17 protein-coding genes and 1 pseudogene are annotated in these 22,934 nt (G+C 36.9%); all 18 read right to left on the bottom strand.

The features are described from left to right. The 18 genes and pseudogenes from rimP to dprA all read right to left on the bottom strand — a co-directional run bounded on the left by rimP (nucleotide 1) and on the right by dprA (nucleotide 22,815). Nucleotides 1-468 carry a ribosome maturation factor RimP gene (gene rimP, locus HMPREF1208_RS03245; protein WP_016424920.1) on the bottom strand — a complete coding sequence of 156 codons (468 nt, stop codon included), beginning with the start codon at nucleotides 466-468 and terminating at the stop codon, nucleotides 1-3. 123 nt (nucleotides 469-591) lie between these two features. Further along, a complete protein-coding gene (locus HMPREF1208_RS03240; RefSeq protein WP_207554545.1) occupies nucleotides 592-4,905 on the bottom strand; it encodes a PolC-type DNA polymerase III in 4,314 nt (1,437 codons plus the stop codon). A gap of 203 nt (nucleotides 4,906-5,108) precedes the next feature. Continuing rightward, complete coding sequence (locus tag HMPREF1208_RS03235) at nucleotides 5,109-6,815, bottom strand: proline--tRNA ligase (protein WP_016424918.1); 1,707 nt, start codon at nucleotides 6,813-6,815, stop codon at nucleotides 5,109-5,111. A gap of 25 nt (nucleotides 6,816-6,840) precedes the next feature. Continuing rightward, on the bottom strand, nucleotides 6,841-8,127 hold the full coding sequence (rseP, locus tag HMPREF1208_RS03230) for an RIP metalloprotease RseP (protein ID WP_167512898.1): 1,287 nt from the start codon (nucleotides 8,125-8,127) through the stop codon (nucleotides 6,841-6,843). Next, nucleotides 8,127-9,257: a 1-deoxy-D-xylulose-5-phosphate reductoisomerase gene (gene dxr, locus HMPREF1208_RS03225; protein ID WP_016424916.1), complete on the bottom strand. Its 1,131-nt coding sequence runs from the start codon at nucleotides 9,255-9,257 to the stop codon at nucleotides 8,127-8,129. Before dxr ends, rseP begins: the two co-directional genes overlap by 1 nt. Nucleotides 9,258-9,276: 19 nt before the next feature. Further along, nucleotides 9,277-10,059 carry a phosphatidate cytidylyltransferase gene (locus tag HMPREF1208_RS03220; RefSeq protein WP_016424915.1) on the bottom strand — a complete coding sequence of 261 codons (783 nt, stop codon included), beginning with the start codon at nucleotides 10,057-10,059 and terminating at the stop codon, nucleotides 9,277-9,279. 14 nt (nucleotides 10,060-10,073) lie between these two features. Then, nucleotides 10,074-10,835, bottom strand: a complete 762-nt coding sequence (locus tag HMPREF1208_RS03215; RefSeq protein WP_016424914.1) for an isoprenyl transferase — start codon at nucleotides 10,833-10,835, stop codon at nucleotides 10,074-10,076. A gap of 331 nt (nucleotides 10,836-11,166) precedes the next feature. Continuing rightward, complete coding sequence (gene frr, locus HMPREF1208_RS03210; RefSeq protein WP_016424913.1) at nucleotides 11,167-11,721, bottom strand: ribosome recycling factor; 555 nt, start codon at nucleotides 11,719-11,721, stop codon at nucleotides 11,167-11,169. Between the two features lie 17 nt (nucleotides 11,722-11,738). Further along, nucleotides 11,739-12,461: a UMP kinase gene (pyrH, locus tag HMPREF1208_RS03205; RefSeq protein ID WP_016424912.1), complete on the bottom strand. Its 723-nt coding sequence runs from the start codon at nucleotides 12,459-12,461 to the stop codon at nucleotides 11,739-11,741. Nucleotides 12,462-12,611: 150 nt separating this feature from the next. Then, complete coding sequence (gene tsf / locus HMPREF1208_RS03200; RefSeq protein ID WP_016424911.1) at nucleotides 12,612-13,490, bottom strand: translation elongation factor Ts; 879 nt, start codon at nucleotides 13,488-13,490, stop codon at nucleotides 12,612-12,614. A 223-nt stretch (nucleotides 13,491-13,713) separates the two neighbouring features. Then, on the bottom strand, nucleotides 13,714-14,511 hold the full coding sequence (gene rpsB, locus HMPREF1208_RS03195; protein WP_016424910.1) for a 30S ribosomal protein S2: 798 nt from the start codon (nucleotides 14,509-14,511) through the stop codon (nucleotides 13,714-13,716). Between the two features lie 164 nt (nucleotides 14,512-14,675). Next, the gene (codY, locus tag HMPREF1208_RS03190; protein ID WP_016424909.1) at nucleotides 14,676-15,449 is read right to left on the bottom strand and encodes a GTP-sensing pleiotropic transcriptional regulator CodY; all 774 of its coding nucleotides are present in this window, start codon (nucleotides 15,447-15,449) and stop codon (nucleotides 14,676-14,678) included. A gap of 19 nt (nucleotides 15,450-15,468) precedes the next feature. Further along, nucleotides 15,469-16,878 (bottom strand): ATP-dependent protease ATPase subunit HslU, encoded by a 1,410-nt coding sequence (gene hslU / locus HMPREF1208_RS03185; protein ID WP_016424908.1) that lies wholly within the window; start codon nucleotides 16,876-16,878, stop codon nucleotides 15,469-15,471. Nucleotides 16,879-16,893: 15 nt separating this feature from the next. Next, nucleotides 16,894-17,436: an ATP-dependent protease subunit HslV gene (gene hslV, locus HMPREF1208_RS03180; RefSeq protein ID WP_016424907.1), complete on the bottom strand. Its 543-nt coding sequence runs from the start codon at nucleotides 17,434-17,436 to the stop codon at nucleotides 16,894-16,896. A 6-nt stretch (nucleotides 17,437-17,442) separates the two neighbouring features. Next, entirely contained in the window at nucleotides 17,443-18,333 is an 891-nt protein-coding gene (gene xerC / locus HMPREF1208_RS03175; protein WP_016424906.1) for a tyrosine recombinase XerC, read from the bottom strand. A gap of 117 nt (nucleotides 18,334-18,450) precedes the next feature. Beyond that, entirely contained in the window at nucleotides 18,451-19,755 is a 1,305-nt protein-coding gene (gene trmFO / locus HMPREF1208_RS03170) for an FADH(2)-oxidizing methylenetetrahydrofolate--tRNA-(uracil(54)-C(5))-methyltransferase TrmFO (protein WP_016424905.1), read from the bottom strand. A 24-nt stretch (nucleotides 19,756-19,779) separates the two neighbouring features. Further along, the gene (topA, locus tag HMPREF1208_RS03165) at nucleotides 19,780-21,849 is read right to left on the bottom strand and encodes a type I DNA topoisomerase (protein WP_016424904.1); all 2,070 of its coding nucleotides are present in this window, start codon (nucleotides 21,847-21,849) and stop codon (nucleotides 19,780-19,782) included. 100 nt (nucleotides 21,850-21,949) lie between these two features. Then, nucleotides 21,950-22,815: pseudogene (dprA, locus tag HMPREF1208_RS03160) on the bottom strand (DNA-processing protein DprA). Between the last annotated feature and the right edge of the window lie 119 nt (nucleotides 22,816-22,934).

Genomic DNA, 22,934 nt, shown 5'->3' with positions numbered 1-22,934 from the left:
TTAAAGCATGACTGCATGACGTGCTTTTGCAACTTTATCACGTGGAATTGTGACCGTTTTTGTTTTAGATTTAATTTTTACTTCGACTTCAATCGCTTCGTCAGAAACGGATTCCAATCGTCCTAACCATTCTTTTTCACCTTCAATTGGTGCATAAAGCGACACAAATACAGGTTGATTTATCGCATTTTGAAAGTCTTTTTCATTTTTAATCGGTCTTTCAGCACCTGGTGACGCAACGTCTAAATAATAAGCCTGTGGGATCGGATCATTTGCATCCATGACCTCACTAATACGTTCAGAAGCTAATGTACAATCATTTAAATCCACACCGCCTGGTTTATCAATCGCAATGTGCAAATAATGATCTCTACCCTCTTTTGTAAACTCAACATCGACTAATTCAAAATTTAATTCGTCAAGGACAGGTTGTATTAATGTTTCAACTTGCTCTGTAACTTTACTCATACGAGCCCCCTTATCACTGACAAACAAATAGAAAAGAGCGGGTGATACCCACTCTTTCTACTTGAGTCTAATTTTATAAGCATGCTTATTATATCACAGTTTTGATAAGGCGACAAATGAATGTTACATATCAAAAATAGAGAGTTGTGCTTTGTCTGGCATATCATGTAAAGTTCCTAAATCATCGAGGTACTCAATAATTTTTTGAGAAACGCCCGCTTTTTTATTTAAATCCTCTTTTGAAAGAAACGGCCCATCTTCTCTTGCTTCTACGATCCGTTTTGCAACGTTTTCACCAAGTCCAGGAACAGCAACGAAAGGCGGAATTAATGTATCCCCTTCGATTGTAAATTCATAAGCCTGACTTTTCTCAAGATTGACTGGTTGCATACGATAACCTCGATGTGCCATTTCATTCATAATTTCAAGCACGGTTAAAATGTCTTTTTCTTTTTTACCAAGATCCATATAACGTGAATACATGTCTTTCACTGTATTTCGAATACTTTCTTTGTCTTTCACCATTGTCAATAAATCAAAATCGGATGCTCTTACTGTAAAATAACTTGCATAATAGTATAGAGGATGATGCACTTTAAAATAAGCAATTCTCACGGCCATAAGAACGTACGCTGCTGCGTGGGCTTTCGGGAACATGTATTTTATTTTTTTACAAGAATCGAGGTACCAATCAGGCACGTTATTCTCTTTCATGACTTGTTCAAATTCTTCTGTTAACCCTTTACCTTTACGTACCGCTTCCATAATTTTAAATGCAAGTGAAGGTTCAAGACCTGCATACATTAAATAAACCATGATGTCGTCACGACAACCAATACAGCTCGAAAGTGTACAAGTTCCACTTCGAACAAGTTCTTGCGCATTTCCTAACCATACATCCGTTCCATGTGATAAACCTGAGATTTGGACGAGCTCTGAAAAAGTAGTTGGCTTCGTATCTTCTAACATTTGTCTTACAAAGCCTGTCCCAAACTCAGGGACACCAAACGTTCCTGTTTTCGCTAATATTTCTTCTTCAGTCACACCTAATGGCTCAGGAGAACTAAAGATGCCCATCGTTTCTTTATCATCTACAGGTATTGTTTTAGGATCAATACCTGATAAATCTTGTAACATTCGAATCATTGTCGGATCATCGTGTCCTAGAATATCGAGTTTCAATACGTTATCGTGTATTGAGTGGAAGTCGAAATGGGTCGTCATCCAAGGCGAATTTTGATCATCTGCAGGATATTGAATCGGTGTAAAGTCATAGATATCCATATAATCCGGTACAACGATAATACCACCTGGATGTTGACCTGTTGTCCGTTTAACACCGGTACAACCTTTAACTAAACGATCAACTTCTGCGCCTCGTTTATGGATACCTTGGTCATTTAAATAACCTTTCACAAAACCGAATGCTGTTTTTTCAGCAACCGTACCAATTGTCCCTGCACGATAAACGTAATCCTCTCCAAACAATACTTTAGTGTAATTATGTGCTTGTGGCTGATATTCGCCACTAAAGTTCAAGTCAATATCGGGGACTTTATCCCCTTTGAACCCTAGAAATGTTTCAAATGGGATGTCTTGGCCTTCTTTAATCATTTGCGTCCCACATTCACAAGTTTTGTCAGGTAAATCAAATCCAGAACCGACTGAACCATCATTAAAAAATTCACTTTTTTTACACTTAGGACAAATATAATGTGGTGGCAATGGATTTACTTCTGTAATTTCAGTCATTGTCGCAACAAAGCTTGAACCCACTGATCCACGCGAACCAACTAAATAACCATCTTCGAGCGACTTTTTCACGAGTCTTTGTGAAATCAAATAGATAACGGCGAATCCGTTTCCAATAATACTTTCTAACTCTTTTTCTAATCGATCAATAACGATTTGCGGTAAATCTTCACCGTATAGTTTTTTGGCGTTATTATAACTCATTTCACGGATTTCTTCATTGGCACCATCCATATTAGGTGTATAAAGTTTATCTTTAATGGGTACAACTTTTTCAACGCGCTCTGCTAAAGCTCTTGTATTCTCGACTACGACTTGATAAGCCCGAGATTCACCTAAAAAGTGAAAATCATTAAGCATCTCATCAGTTGTTCTGAAATGTGCTTCAGGTAAAGTAGATCGGTTCAATGGATTACCAGGTTGAGAAGCAATTAAAATTTTCCGTGCGATACTATCGTGTTCGTGTAAATAGTGTACATTACCTGTTGCGATGACTGGAATATTATTCGTTTCGCCCACTTTCAAAATTCGTTCGTAAATTTCTACAAGCGTTTCATTGTCGCGAATTAATTCACGATCAAGCAAATCTTGATAAAGTGCAGGTGGTTGTATCTCAATATAGTCGTAATACTTGGCAATCCGTTCGACTTCAGATTGATCTTTTTGCATCACTGCAGTGAAAACTTCACCTTCATCACATGCTGTTCCAACTAAAATACCTTCACGATATTGATCTAATAGTGAACGTGGAATTCTAGGTGTACGGTAATAATATTTAACAAGTGAAGCGCTGACGATTTTAAATAAGTTCTTTAAGCCTGTCTGGTTTTGAACAATCAGCGTAACGTGTTGTGGGCGTGCTCGCTTATAAGCATCCTCATTTGATAATTTTTTATTAATATCTTGATGGTTGTGTACATCTAATGCTTTAAGTTGCGCTAACATTTTAATGAAAATATAAGCAGTTGCTTCGGTATCATAAATTGCGCGGTGATGTTGTGTCAGTTCAACGCCATACTTTTTAGCTAAAAAGTTCAATCCGTGCTTACCATAACTTGTATTGATTGTACGTGAGAGTTCAAGTGTATCAATAACCCCATTAGTTGAAGGACCGAAGCCAAGTCGCTCATAGTTTGTGTCTATAAAGCCCATATCAAAAGAGGCGTTATGTGCAACAAAAATGGCATCTCCTACCCATGCTTTAAAATCTGTGAGCACCTCTTTTATCTCTGGCGCATCTCGTAACATGTCATCGGTAATGTGAGTTAAATTCTTAATCGTTTCAGACAGCTTTTCGTGTGGATTACTAAAACGTTCAAACTTGTCTATAATTTCGCCGTTTTTCACTTTTACTGCAGCTAATTCTATAATTTTGTCATATTGGTTGGATAAACCTGTTGTCTCGACGTCAAATACGACATATGTAGCATCGCTTAATCGTATATCGGTCGGTTTATATGCAATAGGCACACCATCATCAACGAGCATCCCTTCCATACCATAAATCATTTTTATGCCATGTTTTTCTGCTGCAGCATGCGCATCTGGATATGCTTGTACAACATTATGATCTGTCACTGCAATCGCTTCATGACCCCATTTAGCCGCTTGTGCAACATATTCACCGATATGTGTCACACCGTCCATTTGGCTCATAGAAGTATGCAGATGAAATTCGACGCGTTTTTCTTCAGCCTTATCCACTTTTGGTGTACGCTTGATCTCTTCAATATCTGACATCATCATCACAAGATCTCGAATAAACATATCTTCTTCGATACGTCCTTGTGCTCTTATCCATTTACCTTCAGATAATGCTTTGAAGTGTTCTAAGTCGTCTTTATTTTTACGCGTAAACATTTTAAGTACTAATGAGTCTGTATAGTCCGTCACCTTAAGTTCCACAATATGGCGTCCACTTTTGAGTTCTTTAAGGTTAATATCAAAAATGACACCTTCAATAGCGACTTTAAACTCTTCCTCAATAATACTTTCAATCGGTCTCACATTTTCAACTTGAATTGGTTTACCGATTTGACAACGCGTTACGGACACTTCGTTATCATCTTTTGCACGTTGTTCTTTCATCTTTTCTATTTTTGCTGTTGCTTCTCTCGCACTTTGCTCATCCTCTTGTTGAATGTGTGCTTCAAGAGAAGCTAAATCATCGTCATGACCATGCTCATCAGTTTCAAACACCACTTTATCAACATCAAAACCACATCGTTGCATTGCTTTGACTAGGCTGCCATTGCAAACCTTATTAAAGTGCTGACCTTCAACATCATTTTGAACAAGTACTTTAACAACATTGCCTGACATCACAATACGTTTCTGTTTAAGTTGACCTTTGACCTTAGGAGATAGTTGCGTTTGGTCGATACAATCTCCAAAATATTTTAATAAATACTCATCTTGACCTTGATGCGTTGCAACTGTAATTTTCCAATCAACATTTGCGATATCTTGAAAGCTCTCTTTCATTGCATGAGTCAATACAGCATAATCATCATATTTTAATAATCGTGGTAATTGGATATGAAAAATCCATTCACGAGATTTTTCAGAAACATCGATGCGTGTCAATAGACCTTGTTCGATAATATCTTGATCAAAATAATCTTGCATATGAATTTGTTTTAAGAGAATCTTAAACTTTTCTTGATCCTTTAATGCCACACTCATAACCACCTTATTTTAATTGCCGTACATCCATTTGTATTTAAAAATGACTTTCAAGCCATTTTATATTTCATACGGGATAAGGCTGAGAAATCAATAGATTCCTCAGCCTTCTTATTGTTGTTGCATCATCAATAGAACCCAATCGGTTAACCTATCGTGAAGCAATATGCTTATTTTTATTATAACAAATGATTGGCATCTTCTTACTGAATTTGTTCACTACATTTTTCTAAATGCGCTAACAAAGCATCAACATGGACTTCTTCACTTTCGCCATTGTCTCTTCTTTTAACTTCTACAATACCTTCAGATGCATTTTTTCCGACTACCACACGAAGCGGTAAACCAATCAAATCTGCATCATTGAATTTCACGCCTGCACGCTCGTTTCTATCATCATACAACACATCATACTGTGTTTGTAATAAATCATATAAACGGTCTGCACATTCACGTTGATCTTCTTTTTTAGGATTCACTGTAATTAAATGAATGTCATAAGGTGATACTGCTTTTGGCCAAATGATACCGTGCTCATCATGATGTTGTTCAATAATTGCACTTAATGTTCGAGATACACCAATACCGTAACAACCCATTGTAAGGTTTTGTTCGCGTCCTTGTTGATTTAAAACGGTCGCATGCATTGGCTCTGAATATTTTTCGCCTAAAACAAAGACTTGTCCCACTTCAATACCTTCTGCAAAACGTGCCGGACCGGATCCATCTGCTAGAGGCTCACCTTCCAGGATAAAACGGAAATCGCCATAAGCTTCAACTTTAAAATCACGATCTACGTTGGCATTGACATAGTGATAGTCATCTTCGTTAGCACCTACAATTAAATTGTTTATAGATTGAACGAATTGATCTGCATATACTTTGATATCTCTATCAGTAATCGGACCTAAAGAGCCAGACGTTGCATTTAGCAAATTACGTATCTCGTCTTCTGAAGCGAGAACAACATCGTCTGTTTTAAAGTAATCTTTAATTTTAACTTCATTGAGTTCATGATGTCCTCTAACTAAAATTAAAACGAATTCACCGTTCACTTTAAAGACCATTGTTTTAGTGATGTTTTCTAATGGCACATCTAAGAAATCAGCAACTTGTTTCGCTGTTTTCATATTCGGCATCTCTACCTTTTCTAAGTCTTTTTGTGCATCTAAAGTCGTATTAGACGCATAGTAAGGGACTTCTGCTTTTTCGATGTTTGCTGCATAGTCACTTTGTTCACTATAAACGATTGTATCTTCACCAATTGCACTTAAAGCGTGGAATTCGTGTGTATGATTACCACCAATTGCACCTGAATCAGCAACAACCGGTCTGACATTTAAGCCCACCCGGTTAAATATCGTTTGATAAGCATGAAACATGTTCTGATATGTTTCCATTAAAGAAGCTTCATCTGTGTGGAATGAATAAGCATCTTTCATAATAAATTCTCTACCACGTAATAAGCCAAATCTCGGTCTTTTCTCGTCACGGAATTTTGTTTGGATTTGAAACAATGTTAAAGGCAATTGTTTATAAGAACGCAACTCATCACGAACAAGTGATGTTACGACTTCTTCATGCGTCGGTCCAAGCGCAAACTCACGTTGATTACGATCACGAAGACGCATCAATTCCATGCCATATGCATCCCATCGTCCTGACTCTTTCCATAATTCAGATTGCTGTAATATAGGCATGACAACTTCTACAGCATCAATGCGCTCCATTTCTTCACGAATAATTTCAGAAATTTTATGGATTACGCGTGTCGCAATCGGCAAGTAACTATATACGCCTGCTGCATTTTGTTTAATTAAACCTGCTTTTAATAATAGTTGATGGCTTTTTGCCTCTGCTTCAGCAGGTACTTCTCTTAGTGTTTGAATAAAAACTTTTGATTGCTTCATCCTTCATTGTTCCTCCCTAATCGTTTTATAAGAAATAACGTTGTATATCATTCCAAGTGACGAGCACCATAACAACAAGTACAAACACTGCACCCGCTGCTATGATCACTGTCTCAGCTTTTTTATTGGCTGGTTTTCTAAAGATGGCTTCATAAAATACAAATAAAATACGTCCACCATCAAGTGCTGGAATAGGTAAAAGGTTCATAATACCTAAGTTCACACTTAATGCTGCAGTCCAAGTAATTAAATTAATGATCCCAGTTTTAACGACGGTGTCGACATTTTTATAGATACCGACTGGTCCATTTAACATATCAAAACTAAATGTTCCCGTGAAAATACTTGAAATCATGCCAACAACTGCAACAAAGATGAGTTTCCCAAAGCGTAACGTTTCTTCAATACCAAAAATTAAAGGTTCGAATAGAGATCTTTCTTTTGTTGGTGTAAAACCAAGTTGATAAGCCGTTTGTTTGGAAGTTTTAGAAGTTTGAATTTCTACTTTTTTCGGTTCAAACTTTTTATCAATTGTTTTACCGTTACGTTCGACTACGATCGTCGTTTCATTTCCTTTAGTTTGACTTAATGCTTTACTCACATCTTCAAAGCGATTAATTTCTTGGTTTCCAATTTTTTTGATTGTATCACCTTTGTGAAGACCAATTTGTTCTGCAGGTGAATCTTTTGCAATCTGATCAATTGTCGTACTTGGCGCACCTTGATAATAGGCTAAACCAATTAATAGTACGAAAGCTAAAATGAAATTAAATAACGGTCCCGCAAATAAAGTTAAAAACTTTTGATACGGTTTTTTGTGTGCAAATTGTCGATCTCTCGGTGCAATTTGTATTAAGCTTCCATTTTGTACAAAATAAGCTTTCTTCGCAATTGGATAATGATGGCGCGCTTGATCGTCTGCAGCAACACCTTCAATATACAATTGTTCTTGTAAATCAATTTTCTTTACTTCTATAGCTTCTATTTTTTGAAATTTGTGTTGATCGTCTAAAATGATGTGCGTCACTTCATCTTGATCGTTCACTTTAATTTTAACATGCATCCCCGGCTGTACAGGCGCTTCTTCTAGTCCATCTCCAGCCATACGGACATACCCACCTACAGGTAATAAACGAATAGTATAAAGTGTTTCATCTTTACGAAAACTGAAGATTTTAGGTCCCATACCAATTGCAAATTCTGGACACATGATACCTGCCCGTTTCGCAAAAAACATGTGACCGAACTCGTGCACGAATACAAGCACACCGAATACGATAATAAAAGCGATAAGTGTTATTAACATAGGCACTACACCTCATATGGTTTTGTTTTATAGTAATGGTCGATTTCTAAAATTTCTTCTAATGATGGGTCCGGAATCACTTCATGTGCTGCCATTTCACGCTCAATCATATGCTCAATTTCAAGAAATGTGATCTCATGGTTTAAAAACTTAGCCACTGCCACTTCATTAACAGCATTAAGTACAACTGGCATGGATCCACCGATACGCAATGCATCATAAGCAAACTTCAAACATCGATATCGATCCAGATCCATTTCTTGGAAGTGCAATTGCGACACTTGCGCTAAATCTAATGATGGCGCTCGATGTTCAATTCTCTCTGGATAAGTAAATGCATATTGAATCGGCATACGCATGTCAGGGGTACCAAGTTGTGCCATCACACTCGTATCAACGAATTCGACCATTGAATGAATAATGCTCTCTTTATGCAAGATTGTTTTAATTTGGTCTATTTCCAAATCAAACAACCATTTTGCTTCAATCACTTCAAAGCCTTTGTTCATCATCGTTGCAGAGTCAATCGTTATTTTATTCCCCATTGACCAATTGGGGTGGTTCAATGCATCTTCGACAGTAACATGTTCTAGTTGTTCACGTGTTAACTCTCGGAAAGAACCACCACTCGCAGTAATTGTAACATTTTTAATTTGATGCATATCTTCGCCATTTAAACATTGGAAAATTGCAGCATGCTCTGAATCTACAGGAAGGATATCAACACCATAACGCTTTGCATGTGCCATGACAAGTTTTCCGGCCACAACTAAAGTCTCTTTATTCGCAAGTGCTATATTTTTCCCTGCTTCAATCGCTTTCATTGTAGGCTCTAACCCGACACTTCCCAGTAGCGCATTTAAAACTAAATCGTTTTTCTCATATGTTGAAACATCGATTAATCCTTGACGCCCACTCACTATATGAGAATGATAAGGTTTTAAGCGTTCAACATCCGCTTCATCTTGAACAGCAACAATTTCTGGTTTAAACTTTTCAATCACTTCAATTGCAAATTCAATATTTTTCCCAACTGTAAAACTAATCAAGTTAAATGATTCTGGATGACGCGCAATCACATCAATCGCTTGCTGACCTATTGAACCTGACGCGCCTAATATTGCTATATTTTTCATTAATGTTCCTCATTTCACTTTACATTTGAATTAAGAAAATATTCATTAAAGGTAAAACAAACATGAAACTATCAAAACGGTCTAAAATACCACCATGTCCAGGTAGGAGACGTCCAGAATCTTTCACACCGAAATGGCGTTTAAATCCTGATTCTACTAAGTCACCTAACTGTCCGAAGACACTGAGCACAACAGTTAATAATAGAATTAAACTGATGTGATACTCAAATGACACAAAAAACATAAATGTAAGGGGTACGAGGAGGCTACAAATCAATCCGCCGATGAAGCCTTCAACCGTTTTATTCGGACTAATAATCGGCCATAGTTTATGTTTTCCAAAAAGTCGGCCAAAAATATACGCCCCTGTATCTGTTAACCAAACGATCAACAAACCAAATAGGATATATTGTAAGCCGGCTTCTCTCGTTTCATAGAAGTACATGAATCCAATCCCCACGTAAGCAACAGACATTAAACAAAATGCGGAATCCATGAAACTGAAGCGGTTTTTGGACATAACCGTATAACTTAAAATAACAAAGCTCATCGCTATCAACGATTTCTGTTGTAACACGGGCACCCATGCACCAAAATCTTGTGGAATCATAATAATAATTAAAGCCAAGGCACTGATAATACCTGGTATTGACAGCAATTGAATCCGATTCATGTTTAAAAGTTCTTTTAAAGCAATTAAAGCTAATAAGAATGTAAAATACATCCATACTGATCCGCCAATCAGTAAAATAGGTAAGAAAACGATTAATGCGACAATCGTTGTGATTGTTCTTACTTTCATCCCACTACTCCTATCTACAATCCTCCAAATCGTCTTTGGCGTGATTGATATGTTTTTATACATGCTCTTAATTCTGCCTCATCAAAGTCAGGCCACAATTTAGAATTAAATATAAACTCACTATAAGATAATTGCCAAATCAAAAAGTTGCTTATACGTTGTTCGCCTGAAGTCCGTATTAATAATTCTGGATCTGGGTAATCGTGTGTCATTAAATATTTTTGGAAATGCTGCTCAGTAAGTGTATCAATATCATCATCTGAAGCGTGTCGCATCTCTTTCATCATATTCTGAATACCATTGATAATTTCAGCTCGTCCCCCATAATTGATTGCAAATATTAATGTCAATCCAGTGTTGTCAGCTGTTTTATTTTTAGCCTCATCTATGGCTTGAATTGTTTTTTCAGGTAAATCATTTATAAAACCAATCGTTTCAACACGTACGTTTTTTTCAATCAATTCGGGTAAAAATGTATTTAAAAAGTTAACAGGTAATCCCATGATATAGTTAACCTCTTCATCAGGACGTGACCAATTCTCAGTTGAAAATGCATAAAGTGTTAAATATTTAACATTCAAATCGCTAGCTGCTCGCGTAATGGTTTTAATCGTCTGCATTCCCTGATAGTGACCTTTAATTCGTGGCATTTTTCGTTGTTTTGCCCAACGACCATTGCCATCCATAATAATCGCTATATGTTCAGGTATATTATGTAAATCGATTTGATCGACATGTTTTTGACTGTCGATTTTCTTCTTAAATTTCTTAAACATGCGCGTTCCTCCGAGCCTATTCCGTCTCTTAAAATATTATAATCTCTTTAGCGTACAATTATCTACCATTTTATCACACTCAATCAGCGCATTGAATAAACAAAGAAAAAAACTGTACCAAAGTCGTATTCGGTACAGCTCAGTGAGAAGGCAAACCATTTCTACAATTTTACTATGAAATGAGGGTGACGTATCACGATATGATAAGAAATAATACATATAACATTGATTTTATTTTATCTATATTAGGCTTCTTTTAATTGAGGAGAAGCGTCAATTTCACCCTATTCATTTTGATTGATTCTTGTCTACTCGTCGGTAAGTCTAAAACTTAAACTGACATAATATCTTTTTCTTTATCAGCAACTAACTGATCGATATCTTTAATTGATGAATCAGTGATTTTTTGAACTTCATCAGAACCATTTCGTAATTCATCTTCAGAAATTTCGCCATCTTTTTGTTGTCTTTTTAGATGATCATTTGCATCACGTCGAATATTACGAACAGATACTTTTGCGTTTTCACCTGTTTTCTTGACGTCTTTAACAAGTTCTTTACGACGTTCTTCAGTGAGTGCTGGCACCATAATACGAATCACTTCTCCGTCACTCGTAGGATTAACACCTAAGTTTGCAGCAATAATCGCTTTTTCAATATCACCAATAGATGTTTTATCGTATGGTGAAACGACAAGAAGACGTGCTTCAGGTACGTTAATACTTGCTAATTGTTGGACAGGTGTTGGTGCACCATAGTAGTCCGCTTCAACACCAGCTAATAAGTTAGAGTTTGCGCGTCCTGCATTAATTTGTGCCAATTCACGAGATAAATTCTCAATTGATTTTTTCATACGACTTTTAGCATCTTGAATAGTTTCTTTCATTTTTTTGCACCTCTATATTATTTTGTAATAATTGTCCCTATATCTTCACCTTGGACAGCACGTTTAATATTACCTTCTTCCATGATAGAGAACACTTTTAAAGGTATATTGTTGTCCATACAGAATGAAGAGGCTGTCGAATCCATGACTTGTAAACCTTCCTGTAACAATTGAATGTATGTTAAACGTTCATATTTTTTAGCATTCGGGTCTACTTTTGGATCTGCTGAGTAAACACCATCAACATTATTTTTCCCCATTAAGATGACGTCTGCTTCAACTTCAGCAGCACGTAATGCAGCTGTTGTATCTGTTGAGAAGTATGGGTTACCGATACCCGCTGCAAAAATAACAACGCGTTTTTTCTCTAAGTGACGAATCGCACGACGACGAATATAAGGTTCTGCAACTTGCTTCATTTCTATAGATGTAAGGACACGTGTATCACAATCAAGTTGTTCTAAGCTATCTTGTAATGCAAGTGCATTCATCACTGTCGCGAGCATACCCATATAATCAGCAGTTCCTCGATCCATGCCTAAGTCACTACCTGTTTTTCCACGCCAAATGTTACCGCCACCCACGATGACAGCAACTTCTGTATCCATTTTTGCGACTTCTGCTACTTGTTGTGCAATGCTTTTAATAATCATTGGATTAATTCCAAATCCTTTGTCCCCTGCTAATGCTTCTCCACTCAGTTTCAAAACTACTCGCTTATATTTTGAAGTTTCAGTCATTATTTTAACCTCTCTATTCGTAATATGTAAAACAATACAAGTAAAGAAGACACAATAAGCATCACCCTTCTACACGGCTTCAATCTTGCATTGAAGTCCTGCAGAGGAGGACACGAAAGGTGTCTTCTTTCTTATACAAAACCGTGTCGATTATTTCATTTGTCCTTTTACTTCATCAGCAAAGTTTTCTTCACGTTTTTCTAAACCTTCACCCACTTCGTAACGAACGAAGTCTACTAATTGACCACCTTTTGATTTAAGGAATTGTTCAACTGTTTGGTCAGGGTCTTTAACGAAGTTTTGGTTAACAGCACAAATCTCTTGAAGATATTTGCGTAAACGACCTTCAACCATTTTTTCAACGATGTTTTCTGGTTTACCTTCATTTAATGCTTGTTGTTTTAATACTTCTCTTTCATGGTTGATTTCTTCTTCACTTACTTGGTCAGATGAAACGTATTTAGGGTTGATTGCAGCGATGTGCATCGCAACATCTTTTGCAGCTTCTTCGTCAGTTGAACCTTCAACAACTGCAAGAACACCAATACGTCCGCCCATGTGTAAGTAAGCACCGAATGCGTCACTATCTGATTTTGATTTGATTTCGAAACGACGTAAGCTTAATTTTTCACCAATTGTTGAAATCGCTTCAGTCATATGTTCAGAAACTGTTTTACCGTTTGGTAATGTTGTTTCATTTAAAGCTTCAACTGAATCCACTTTTGTTTCAAGAATTTGGTTAGCAATTTCTTTTACAAGTTGTTGGAAACCTTCGTTACGTGCAACAAAGTCTGTTTCTGAGTTGATTTCAACGATAACAGCATCGTTACCTTTAACTTCAACATGTGTAATACCTTCTGCTGCAATACGGTCTGCTTTTTTAGCTGCTTTAGCAATACCTTTTTCACGTAAGTAGTCAATGGCTTTATCAATGTCACCATCAGTTGCTTCTAATGCTTTTTTACAATCCATCATACCTGCGCCAGTTCTTTCACGTAATTCTTTAACAAGTTTAGCTGAAATTGCCATTCATGATTCCTCCAATATTCAATCAATATTTATTTTAAAAAAAGGGGCTGGGACATATTCACGTCTCAACCCAATGAAAATACTCAAAATGATAAAGTGGCAGTAGATGACGCGTTTGATCCTACACTTTAAATCAAGCTTTTCTCAATCCAAGTCATCTTTGCCATTAGTGGGTCGATGAAAACAAATAAGTTTCTATCCCACACCCATTTCAAGATGCGACTTAGTTAGATTCAACAGATGTTTCAGTTGTTTCTACTGCTTCAGCTGATTCGTTATCTGCTTTTTCATCTTCAGTTAAGTCGATGTTTTGTTCAGCAGCTACTTCATCGTTTGATACACCTTGTTGACCTTCTAAAATTGCGTCTGCCATTTTACCAGTTAATAATTTAACCGCACGAATTGCGTCGTCATTCGCTGGGATTACGTAATCAATTTCATCCGGATCACAGTTTGTATCAACGATACCAACGATAGGGATGTTTAATTTACGTGCTTCTGCAATCGCGTTGCGCTCTTTGCGTGGGTCAACGACAAATAATGCTTGTGGCATTGATTTCATATCACGAATACCGCCTAAGAATTTAATTAAACGGTCATATTCTTTTTTAAGTTCTACAACTTCTTTTTTAGGAAGAACATCAAATGTTCCATCTTCTTCCATTTTTTCAATTTCAGAAATACGTTGTACACGTTTAGAGATTGTTTTATAGTTTGTTAAAATACCACCTAACCATCTTTGGTTAACATAGAAGTGGCCAGCGCGTTCTGCTTCAGCTTTCACTGATTCTTGCGCTTGTTTTTTAGTACCTACGAATAAGACTTTACCGCCTTCTTCAGATACTTGTTTAATAAAGTTGTATGCTTCTTCAACTTTTTTCACTGTTTTTTGTAAGTCGATAATGTAGATACCGTTTCTTTCAGTGAAGATGTACTTTTTCATTTTTGGGTTCCAACGGCGTGTTTGATGACCGAAGTGAACACCAGCTTCTAGTAATTGTTTCATAGAAATTACTGCCATAATATAAATTCCTCCTATTGGTTTACATCCGCCACGAACACTCATATAAAAACGATGAAATTCATCGCACCCTTTTATACTTCGGTGTTGCGTGTGTGTTTTGACTTTTATAGCCGCTAATTAATATATCATAACATGCGCGAGTTTGCAACAACGCAATCCAATTATTCTGCACGCGTTAACTCGTCTAAGAATGCTTCTTTCTTAACTTTAATAAAAGTCCCTTTCATACCTAAAGAACGTGATTCAATAACGCCGGCACTTTCAAGTTTTCTTAAAGCGTTAACGATAACTGAACGTGTGATACCTACGCGGTCTGCAACTTTTGAGGCAATTAAGAGACCTTCTTTACCACCAAGTTCTTCAAATATATGGTCAATCGCTTCTTTTTCTGAGTAAGATAAAGAGTTGATCGCCATTGAGATTGCTGCTTTATCACGAGCTACAGATTCAATCTCTGAATGTTTTTCACGTAATATTTCCATACCGATTACTGTTGCAGCATATTCACCAAGCACAAGATCATTTTCGTTGAAGTCATCGGCAACACGGCCTAGAACAAGTGTTGCTAAGCGTTCGCCTCCACCAATAATTGGGAAAATTGTTGTTCTTGAGTCTTTGAATAAATCTTCATTTTCTGGTGGGAATACTGATAAATCACTATCAATTGTAATATTTGATGACGTTTCATATACGTGCATTAATTTATCCGTGTAAGCCTCTGGAATATGACGGTCCTCTAGCATTTGAATAATACGTTCATTTTTAAGTAATTCATTCAAGCAAGATCCCAAAATTTTACCGCGACGAGAAACGATGAATACATTTGTAACTGTAACTTTACTCACCGTTTGGGCAACATCTTTGAAGTCGACAGAGATACCTTTATGTTTTTGTAACAAACTACTTAATTCTCTCGTTTTCGATAATAAGCTCATGTCATTTCTCCTTTTTTTCTTATAAAATAAATTCGCTTAAATCTTTGTTCGTTGAAATTGTTTTTAATTTATCGTCTACATATTGTGGCGTAATATCCACTTGAGCGTGTGGCATATGCGGCGCTTCGAATGACAAGTCTTCTAACATTTTTTCTAAGATTGTATGCAGTCTGCGGGCACCGATATTATCCGTTTCTTGATTGACATGATATGCCATCTCTGCAAGTCTGTAAATCGCTTCGTCTGTGAAATTTACTGTGACTTCTTCCGTTTGCAATAGCAACTCATACTGTTTAATCAGAGATAATTTTGGTTCTTTTAAAATTCTTACAAAATCATCTACAGTGAGATCTTTTAATTCTACACGAATTGGGAATCGACCTTGAAGTTCTGGAATCAAATCGCTTGGTTTAGAAACATGAAACGCACCCGCGCCGATAAAGAGCATATGTTCCGTACTCACAGTACCATATTTTGTTCTTACAACGCTACCCTCAAGGATAGGTAAAATATCACGTTGCACACCTTGTCGAGAAACATCTTGGCCACTGTTTTGGCTTGTCGTAGCAACTTTATCAATTTCATCTATAAAGATAATTCCCATTTGCTCAGCAAGTTCAAGCGCTTCTTGGTTTGCAGTCTCGTGATCAATCATTTCGTCAGCAAATTGATCAACAAGAATTTTACGTGCTGTTTTAACAGGTACTTCTTTTTCAACTTTTTTCTTAGGCATTAATTGGCTCATCATTTCTTGCATTTGTTCGTTTTGCTGTGTACCTAACATGCCTAAAGCACCCGGATCTTGCTCTACTTTAACACGCACTTTTTCTTCCTCTAGCTTTCCGTTAAGGAGTTGCAATTTAATTTCAGAACGTTTTGTTTTGATTTCTTCTGTTGGCGGCTCTTCTTCCTCTTCTTCATTTTGCTGACCAAAGTTTGGAATTGCACCACCAAATAAAGATTCTAAAGGATTATTAGTATTTTTGTTAGCTTTTTTCTTAAGACTAGGAACAAGGAGTTTAACGAGTTTTTCGTTAGCTTTTGCCGTTGCTGCTTCAACCACATTTGCTTTTTTCTCATCTTTAACTAATCTTACCGAAACATCGACTAAGTCACGCACCATACTCTCAACATCTCTACCGACATAACCTACTTCAGTAAACTTTGTCGCTTCAACTTTTAAAAATGGTGCACCAACTATTTTAGCCATACGACGGGCAATTTCAGTTTTACCCACACCTGTTGGTCCCATCATTAATATATTTTTAGGGGCAATTTCTTGTTTAACTTCATCCTCAAGCAAACTACGACGGTAACGATTTCTAAGGGCAATGGCTACCTTTTTCTTCGCTTCATCTTGCCCAACGATATATTCATTGAGTTTATCTACGATGTCTTTAGGTGTATATTTAATCGCATTGTTCTCCATGCTTTAAACCCTCCATTATAATTCTTCTACAGTGATGTGATCATTAGTGAACACGCAAATTTCAGAAGCCACTTTAAGGCTTTCATAGGCCATTTCTTGTGCACTCATATGTGGTGCGTGTCTTTTTAGTGCGCGTCCGGCGCTCAAGGCAAAATTACCACCCGAACCAATTGCAATTAAATCATCATCCGGTGCAATCACTTCACCTGTACCACTAACGACTAAAATATTATCTTTGTTCATGACAATTAACATCGCTTCAAGTTGGCGGAGTTGTTTATCGCCTCGCCACTCTTTTGCGAGTTCTACAGCAGCTCTTTCCAAATTACCACTATATTGTTGTAATTTTCCTTCAAACTTTTCAAACAATGTGAATGCGTCTGAAACACTGCCAGCAAAACCAGCAACGACGCGGTTATTATACAATTTACGAACTTTTTTAGCAGTTTGTTTCATAATGACTTGTTCACCTAAAGTGACTTGACCATCTCCGGCCATCGCTGCTTCACCATTATGTCTTACTGCGTATATCGTTGTCGCATGAATTGATGAACTCATGTTAAATTACTCTCCTTTTCTCGCACGTGGATGTGCCTTTAAATAAACATTTCTCAACTGTCGATTTGTTACATGTGTATATCGGCCTGTCGTAGATAAATTAACATGTCCAAGTAAGCTTTGAACAGTTCTAAGGTCTGCACCTTCATTTAACATATGTGTTGCAAATGTATGTCTCAACTTATGCGGATGAATCGCAGTCACACCAGCTGTCCGTTTGACGATATCATTTAAAACATAGCGCACACCTCTTTCGGTAATCGGTTGACCTTTTAAGTTTGTAATCAAATAGTCGTGCTGTACATTTTGAATAGGCTTAAACTGTTCTAAATATACTTCAAGACTCTGTCGACAAAATTCGCCGAAAGGTACAATTCGTTCTTTTCCACCTTTACCCAATACTTTTACCCAACACATTTCTAAATCAACATCTGAAACTTTTAAAGACACCAATTCCGAAACCCGAATTCCTGTCGCATAAAGCAACTCAAGAATTACTCGGTCTCTGAGATCTTTTTGGTTCCCCTTACTTACCGTTTGAAATAACGCTTCCATTTCTTCTGTATAAAAAAACGTAGGTAAATAACGCTCTTTTTTGGGATGAACTAATTGGACAAATGGATTCACTACATCTTGCTCTTGTGTCATCCAAAAAGCATAAAAACTACGCAATGTAGAAATTTTTCTTGATACTGTTGTACGTTGTAAACCTAAATCATAAAGTGTTTGTAAATAGTTTCTTGCGTCACTGTATTTGAAATCTCTCAATCCTAGTTGTTCTCGATCAAGAAAATGATTAAATTGGTCTAAATCGTCGTGATAAGCTTTTAACGTATGCGATGAGAAAAAACGCTCTCTTTTTAATGTATCTAAAAATTGTTCTTGGATTTGTTTCAAAGCAAAAACCCCTCCATCATTAGCATTGTAGCATAATGATAAGGGGAACTGCATTGATTATACATTGAATTTTTGTATTTATCAAAATTTTACTTATTTTGCCATTTTTTAGACCATTTATAATGTCTCTTTAAAATGATTCAGTTGTGTTAATGCACGTTGCGCGAGTGTTTCATAGCGCTCTTTTTTATCTTTTATACGTTCTTCCAAAGCAGGTACTAATCCGAAGTTCGCATTCATCGGTTGGAAGTTCTTATTGTTCGTTGCATGTGAAATATAATAAGCCATACTTCCTATCATCGTTTCACGAGGGAAAATGACATCTGCTTTATTAAGCATACGGTGTGCTAAATTGATGCCTGCAACCAATCCACTAGCAGCACTTTCTACGTACCCTTCAACACCTGTCATCTGTCCAGCAAAAAATAAGTTCTCACGGTCTTTAAAAGCATATGTTTCATTTAAAACTTCAGGTGAATTAATAAACGTATTGCGGTGCATGACGCCATATCTCACAATATCTACATTTTCCAATCCAGGAATAAGACGAATCACTTCTTTTTGAGCGCCCCATTTTAATCTCGTTTGAAAACCTACAATATTATAAAGCGTACCTGCCGCATCATCTTGACGTAGTTGAACAACGGCGTAAGGACGTTTCCCTGTTTTCGGATCTTCCAATCCAACTGGCTTCATTGGTCCAAATAACAACGTTTTCGGACCTCTACCCGCCATGACTTCAAAAGGCATACATCCTTCAAAGTACTTTTCTTTTTCAAAATCGTTCATCGGGGCTACTTCTGCTTCAAGTGCTGCCTCATAAAAGCGGTTAAACTCCTCTTCCGTCATCGGACAATTCAAGTAAGCTGCTTCGCCTTTATCATAACGTGATTTAAGATACACTTTATCCATATCAATTGAATCTTTTTCAATAATCGGTGCTGCAGCATCATAAAAGTATAACTGATCTTCACCAGTTAATGCGACAATTTCTTTTGCCAAAGGTTCAGTTGTCAATGGTCCTGTCGCAATAATTGTAGGGCCTTCAGGGATAGAAGTGATTTCTTCATTTTTAACCGTAACATTGGGATGATTTTTTAATGTCTCAGTTATATAACCTGCAAAGTCATGTCTATCAACAGCTAAAGCGCCACCCGCAGGCACACGTGCTTTATCTGCCGCTTCAATAATTAATGAGTTTAATTGTCTCATTTCTTCCTTTAATACACCGACCGCATTCGTTAATGCATTACCACGTAACGAATTAGAACATACCAATTCAGCAAATTTGTCTGTATGATGCGCTGGTGTTTGTTTTACAGGACGCATTTCATATAAATTCACTTTGATTCCGCGTTCTGCAAGTTGAAATGCTGCTTCAGACCCTGCTAAACCAGCGCCAATAATATTAACAGATGTCATTATTATTTTCCTCTCTTTAAAACATTATTTTTGAACTTCTTCTTTATAATCACAGTTCGAACAAACGACTTGCGTTGTACGTCCTTTTTTGTGTTCAGCAAGATAATGGTTACATTTTGGACAATCTCTGCCGATAGGTTTATCCCACGAGATAAAATCACATTCTGGATAATTTGAACAACCATAAAAGACACGGTTTTTCTTAGATTTACGTTCGACGACATCACCTGTTTTACACTTAGGACATTTAACACCAATCGGTTTCGTAATTGCTTTTGTATTGCGACAATCTGGAAAATTTGAACATGCCATAAACTTACCATAACGCCCCATTTTAATTACCATCGGGCTACCGCAGACTTCACAATCTTCACCGGCAGGCTCGTCTTTGATTTCAATTTTTTCCATTTCTTCTTCTGCGCGTGCAACATCTTGTTTAAAGCTGTTGTAAAAGTCTCCAACAACCTTTTTCCAAGCAATATCACCGTCAGCAATTTTATCGAGTAACGTTTCCATATTGACTGTGAATTCCACATCAATGATTTCAGGAAAGTACTCTTTCACTTGTTCGTGTACAATCTCACCGAGTTCAGTTGGCACGAAACGTTTACTTTCATTTTTAACATAATTCCTTTTTTGAATGGTGTCAATTGTAGGGGCATAAGTTGATGGTCGCCCAATTTTTAATTCTTCTAACGTTTTAACTAGACGTGCTTCAGTATATCGTGGTGGGGGTTGTGTAAAATGCTGAGCTGGGTCTATTTTAGTAGCAATCACTTCATTACCTACTTCTAATTTCGGTAAGCGGTTTTCTTTTTCTTTCCCTTTATCATCATTCGTTTCCACATATAACGTCATAAAGCCTTTAAATTTAATCGTTTGGCCATTCGCTCTAAACTTAATATCGTTTTGTGTCAAATCAACAGAAACAGTATCTAAAATCGCAGGTGCCATTTGACTTGCTACAAATCTTTCCCAAATTAATTTGTATAAGCGATATTGATCCCGAGTTAAGAAATCTTTCATCTCAGCAGGTGTACGAAGTGTGCTCGTTGGACGAATCGCTTCATGGGCATCCTGGTCCCCTTGCTTTCCTTTTTGTGTTGATTTTGATAAATAATCAGCGCCATATTGAGACTCGATATATTGTTTAGCTTCATTTTGTGCATCTTTAGAAATACGTGTAGAGTCTGTTCTCATATAAGTAATCAGACCTATTGTCCCTTTTCTTTTTAAGTCGATTCCTTCATATAATTGTTGTGCAATCATCATGGTTTTACGCGCTTTGAAGTTCAACTTACGTGCAGCTTCTTGTTGCAATGTTGACGTCGTAAAAGGAAACGCAGGTCGACGCGTTTTTTCTTTTGTCGAAACATTTGAAACGGTAAAACGATCCCCATCCAATGCTTTAGTGATTACAGCGACATCATCTTTATTCGTTAACTTGTAAGGTTTACCTTTATAATGTAGAAACTTGGCATTAAATTTTGATTTTCCATAACGAAACTCGCCTTCAATTGACCAATATTCTTCGGGCTTAAAATTACGAATCTCGTTTTCACGATCAATGATGAGGCGTAATGCGACAGATTGCACACGTCCAGCTGATAACCCTTTTTTTACCTTTTTCCATAAAACTGGAGAAATATTATAACCCACTAAACGGTCTAAAATACGGCGCGCTTGTTGCGCATCCACAAGATCCATTTCAATGCCGCGTGGATGTTTGAAACTTTCTTTCACAGCATCTTTAGTGATCTCATTAAATACAACTCGATTCTCTTTACTATCTTCTAACTCAAGTATATTTGCTAAGTGCCATGCAATTGCTTCACCTTCGCGGTCGGGGTCACTTGCAAGAAAAACTTTTTTAGCCTTTTTCGCATGTCGCTTCAAATCTTTTACGACAGGTCCCTTTCCTCTTATAGTGATATACTTAGGCTCATAATTGTCTTCAACATCTACACCCATTTGGCTACGTGGTAAGTCTCTCACGTGACCCATAGATGCAATGACTTTATACTTCTTGCCTAAATATTTCTCTATCGTTTTCGCTTTTGCAGGCGATTCAACTATGACAAGATTATCTGCCAAAGTAGTTACCCCCTTGCTTTTTCTATTTACAAAGATAAATGATAAACGGTTAATTTTATATTTGTCAATCTTTTATAATTATTTCACAAAGCATTAACATTTAATTTTTATAATCTTTAAGAATATCTTGTGCAGATAAAACCACTTCTGCCCCCTCTTTGACGCGCAATAGATTACCTCTTGTATGCTAATTAAACATATCACCTGGTAAGACATAAACATTACGATTTTGTTCCAATGCTTGATCCAAGGTAATGAGTGCCCCGCTCCGTGCCTGAGCTTCTGTAATTAATACCCCCTGAGATAATCCACTAATCAATCTATTTCTTTCAGGAAATCTAAATTTTGCGATAGGTATGTGAGGGGGATATTCACTTATTGTAAGATACTGGTTTTCGATCTTTTGTCGCAACTGAAATGTACAGGATAATGACGATGATGACCAAATCCAAGAACACCTACAGTATGCATATGATAGTCAAGTGCAAATTGATGTGCAAGTGCATCGGTTCCATATGCTAAGCCAGAAATAATAGTGAGTGGATATTCGCGTAAGTCTTTAAATAAATAAGAAAGGGCTTGTGGGGTGTAGTCTGTACAACGCCTTGCGCCAACAATTGCTAGAGTATGTTTCATCGCTTTGAATGTTTGGAGATTACCTTTACAAAAAAGAACAAAAGGAGGGTCATGAATTTCTTTTAATTGGGAAGGATAAAGAGGGTCATGAATCGCTAGAGGAGTAATACAATGTCGTTTTAAATCAGACTCTATAGTATCGATTTTTAATGAACGAAAACACCTTATTTTTTGCACAATAGTTTGAGAAGGCGTTATTTTCAACATTTCATTGAGATAGTTGCTAACGTCGTCGATATTACCTTTTAAAGTGAGTAAGATGGGATACATCTTTTGAATCTGTTGTGTTGTAAAGCCGGCATATAATAGTAAAAGGAACAGTTGTTTCATCTTCTTTTAGTCACCTCATTAAGATTATAAGGTATTTTTGCCCTATCATGTATGTCTAAAAAGAATTTAATAGTTATTCTTTCAATTAAACAGCGTTCTATATATCTGTTCATTGAGCA

Origin of the sequence: Staphylococcus sp. HGB0015, from assembly GCF_000411275.1 — a bacterium.
Lineage (GTDB): Bacteria > Bacillota > Bacilli > Staphylococcales > Staphylococcaceae > Staphylococcus > Staphylococcus schleiferi.
The sequence above is the reverse complement of the archived record's forward strand: the minus strand, read 5'-3'. Positions and strand labels throughout refer to the sequence as shown.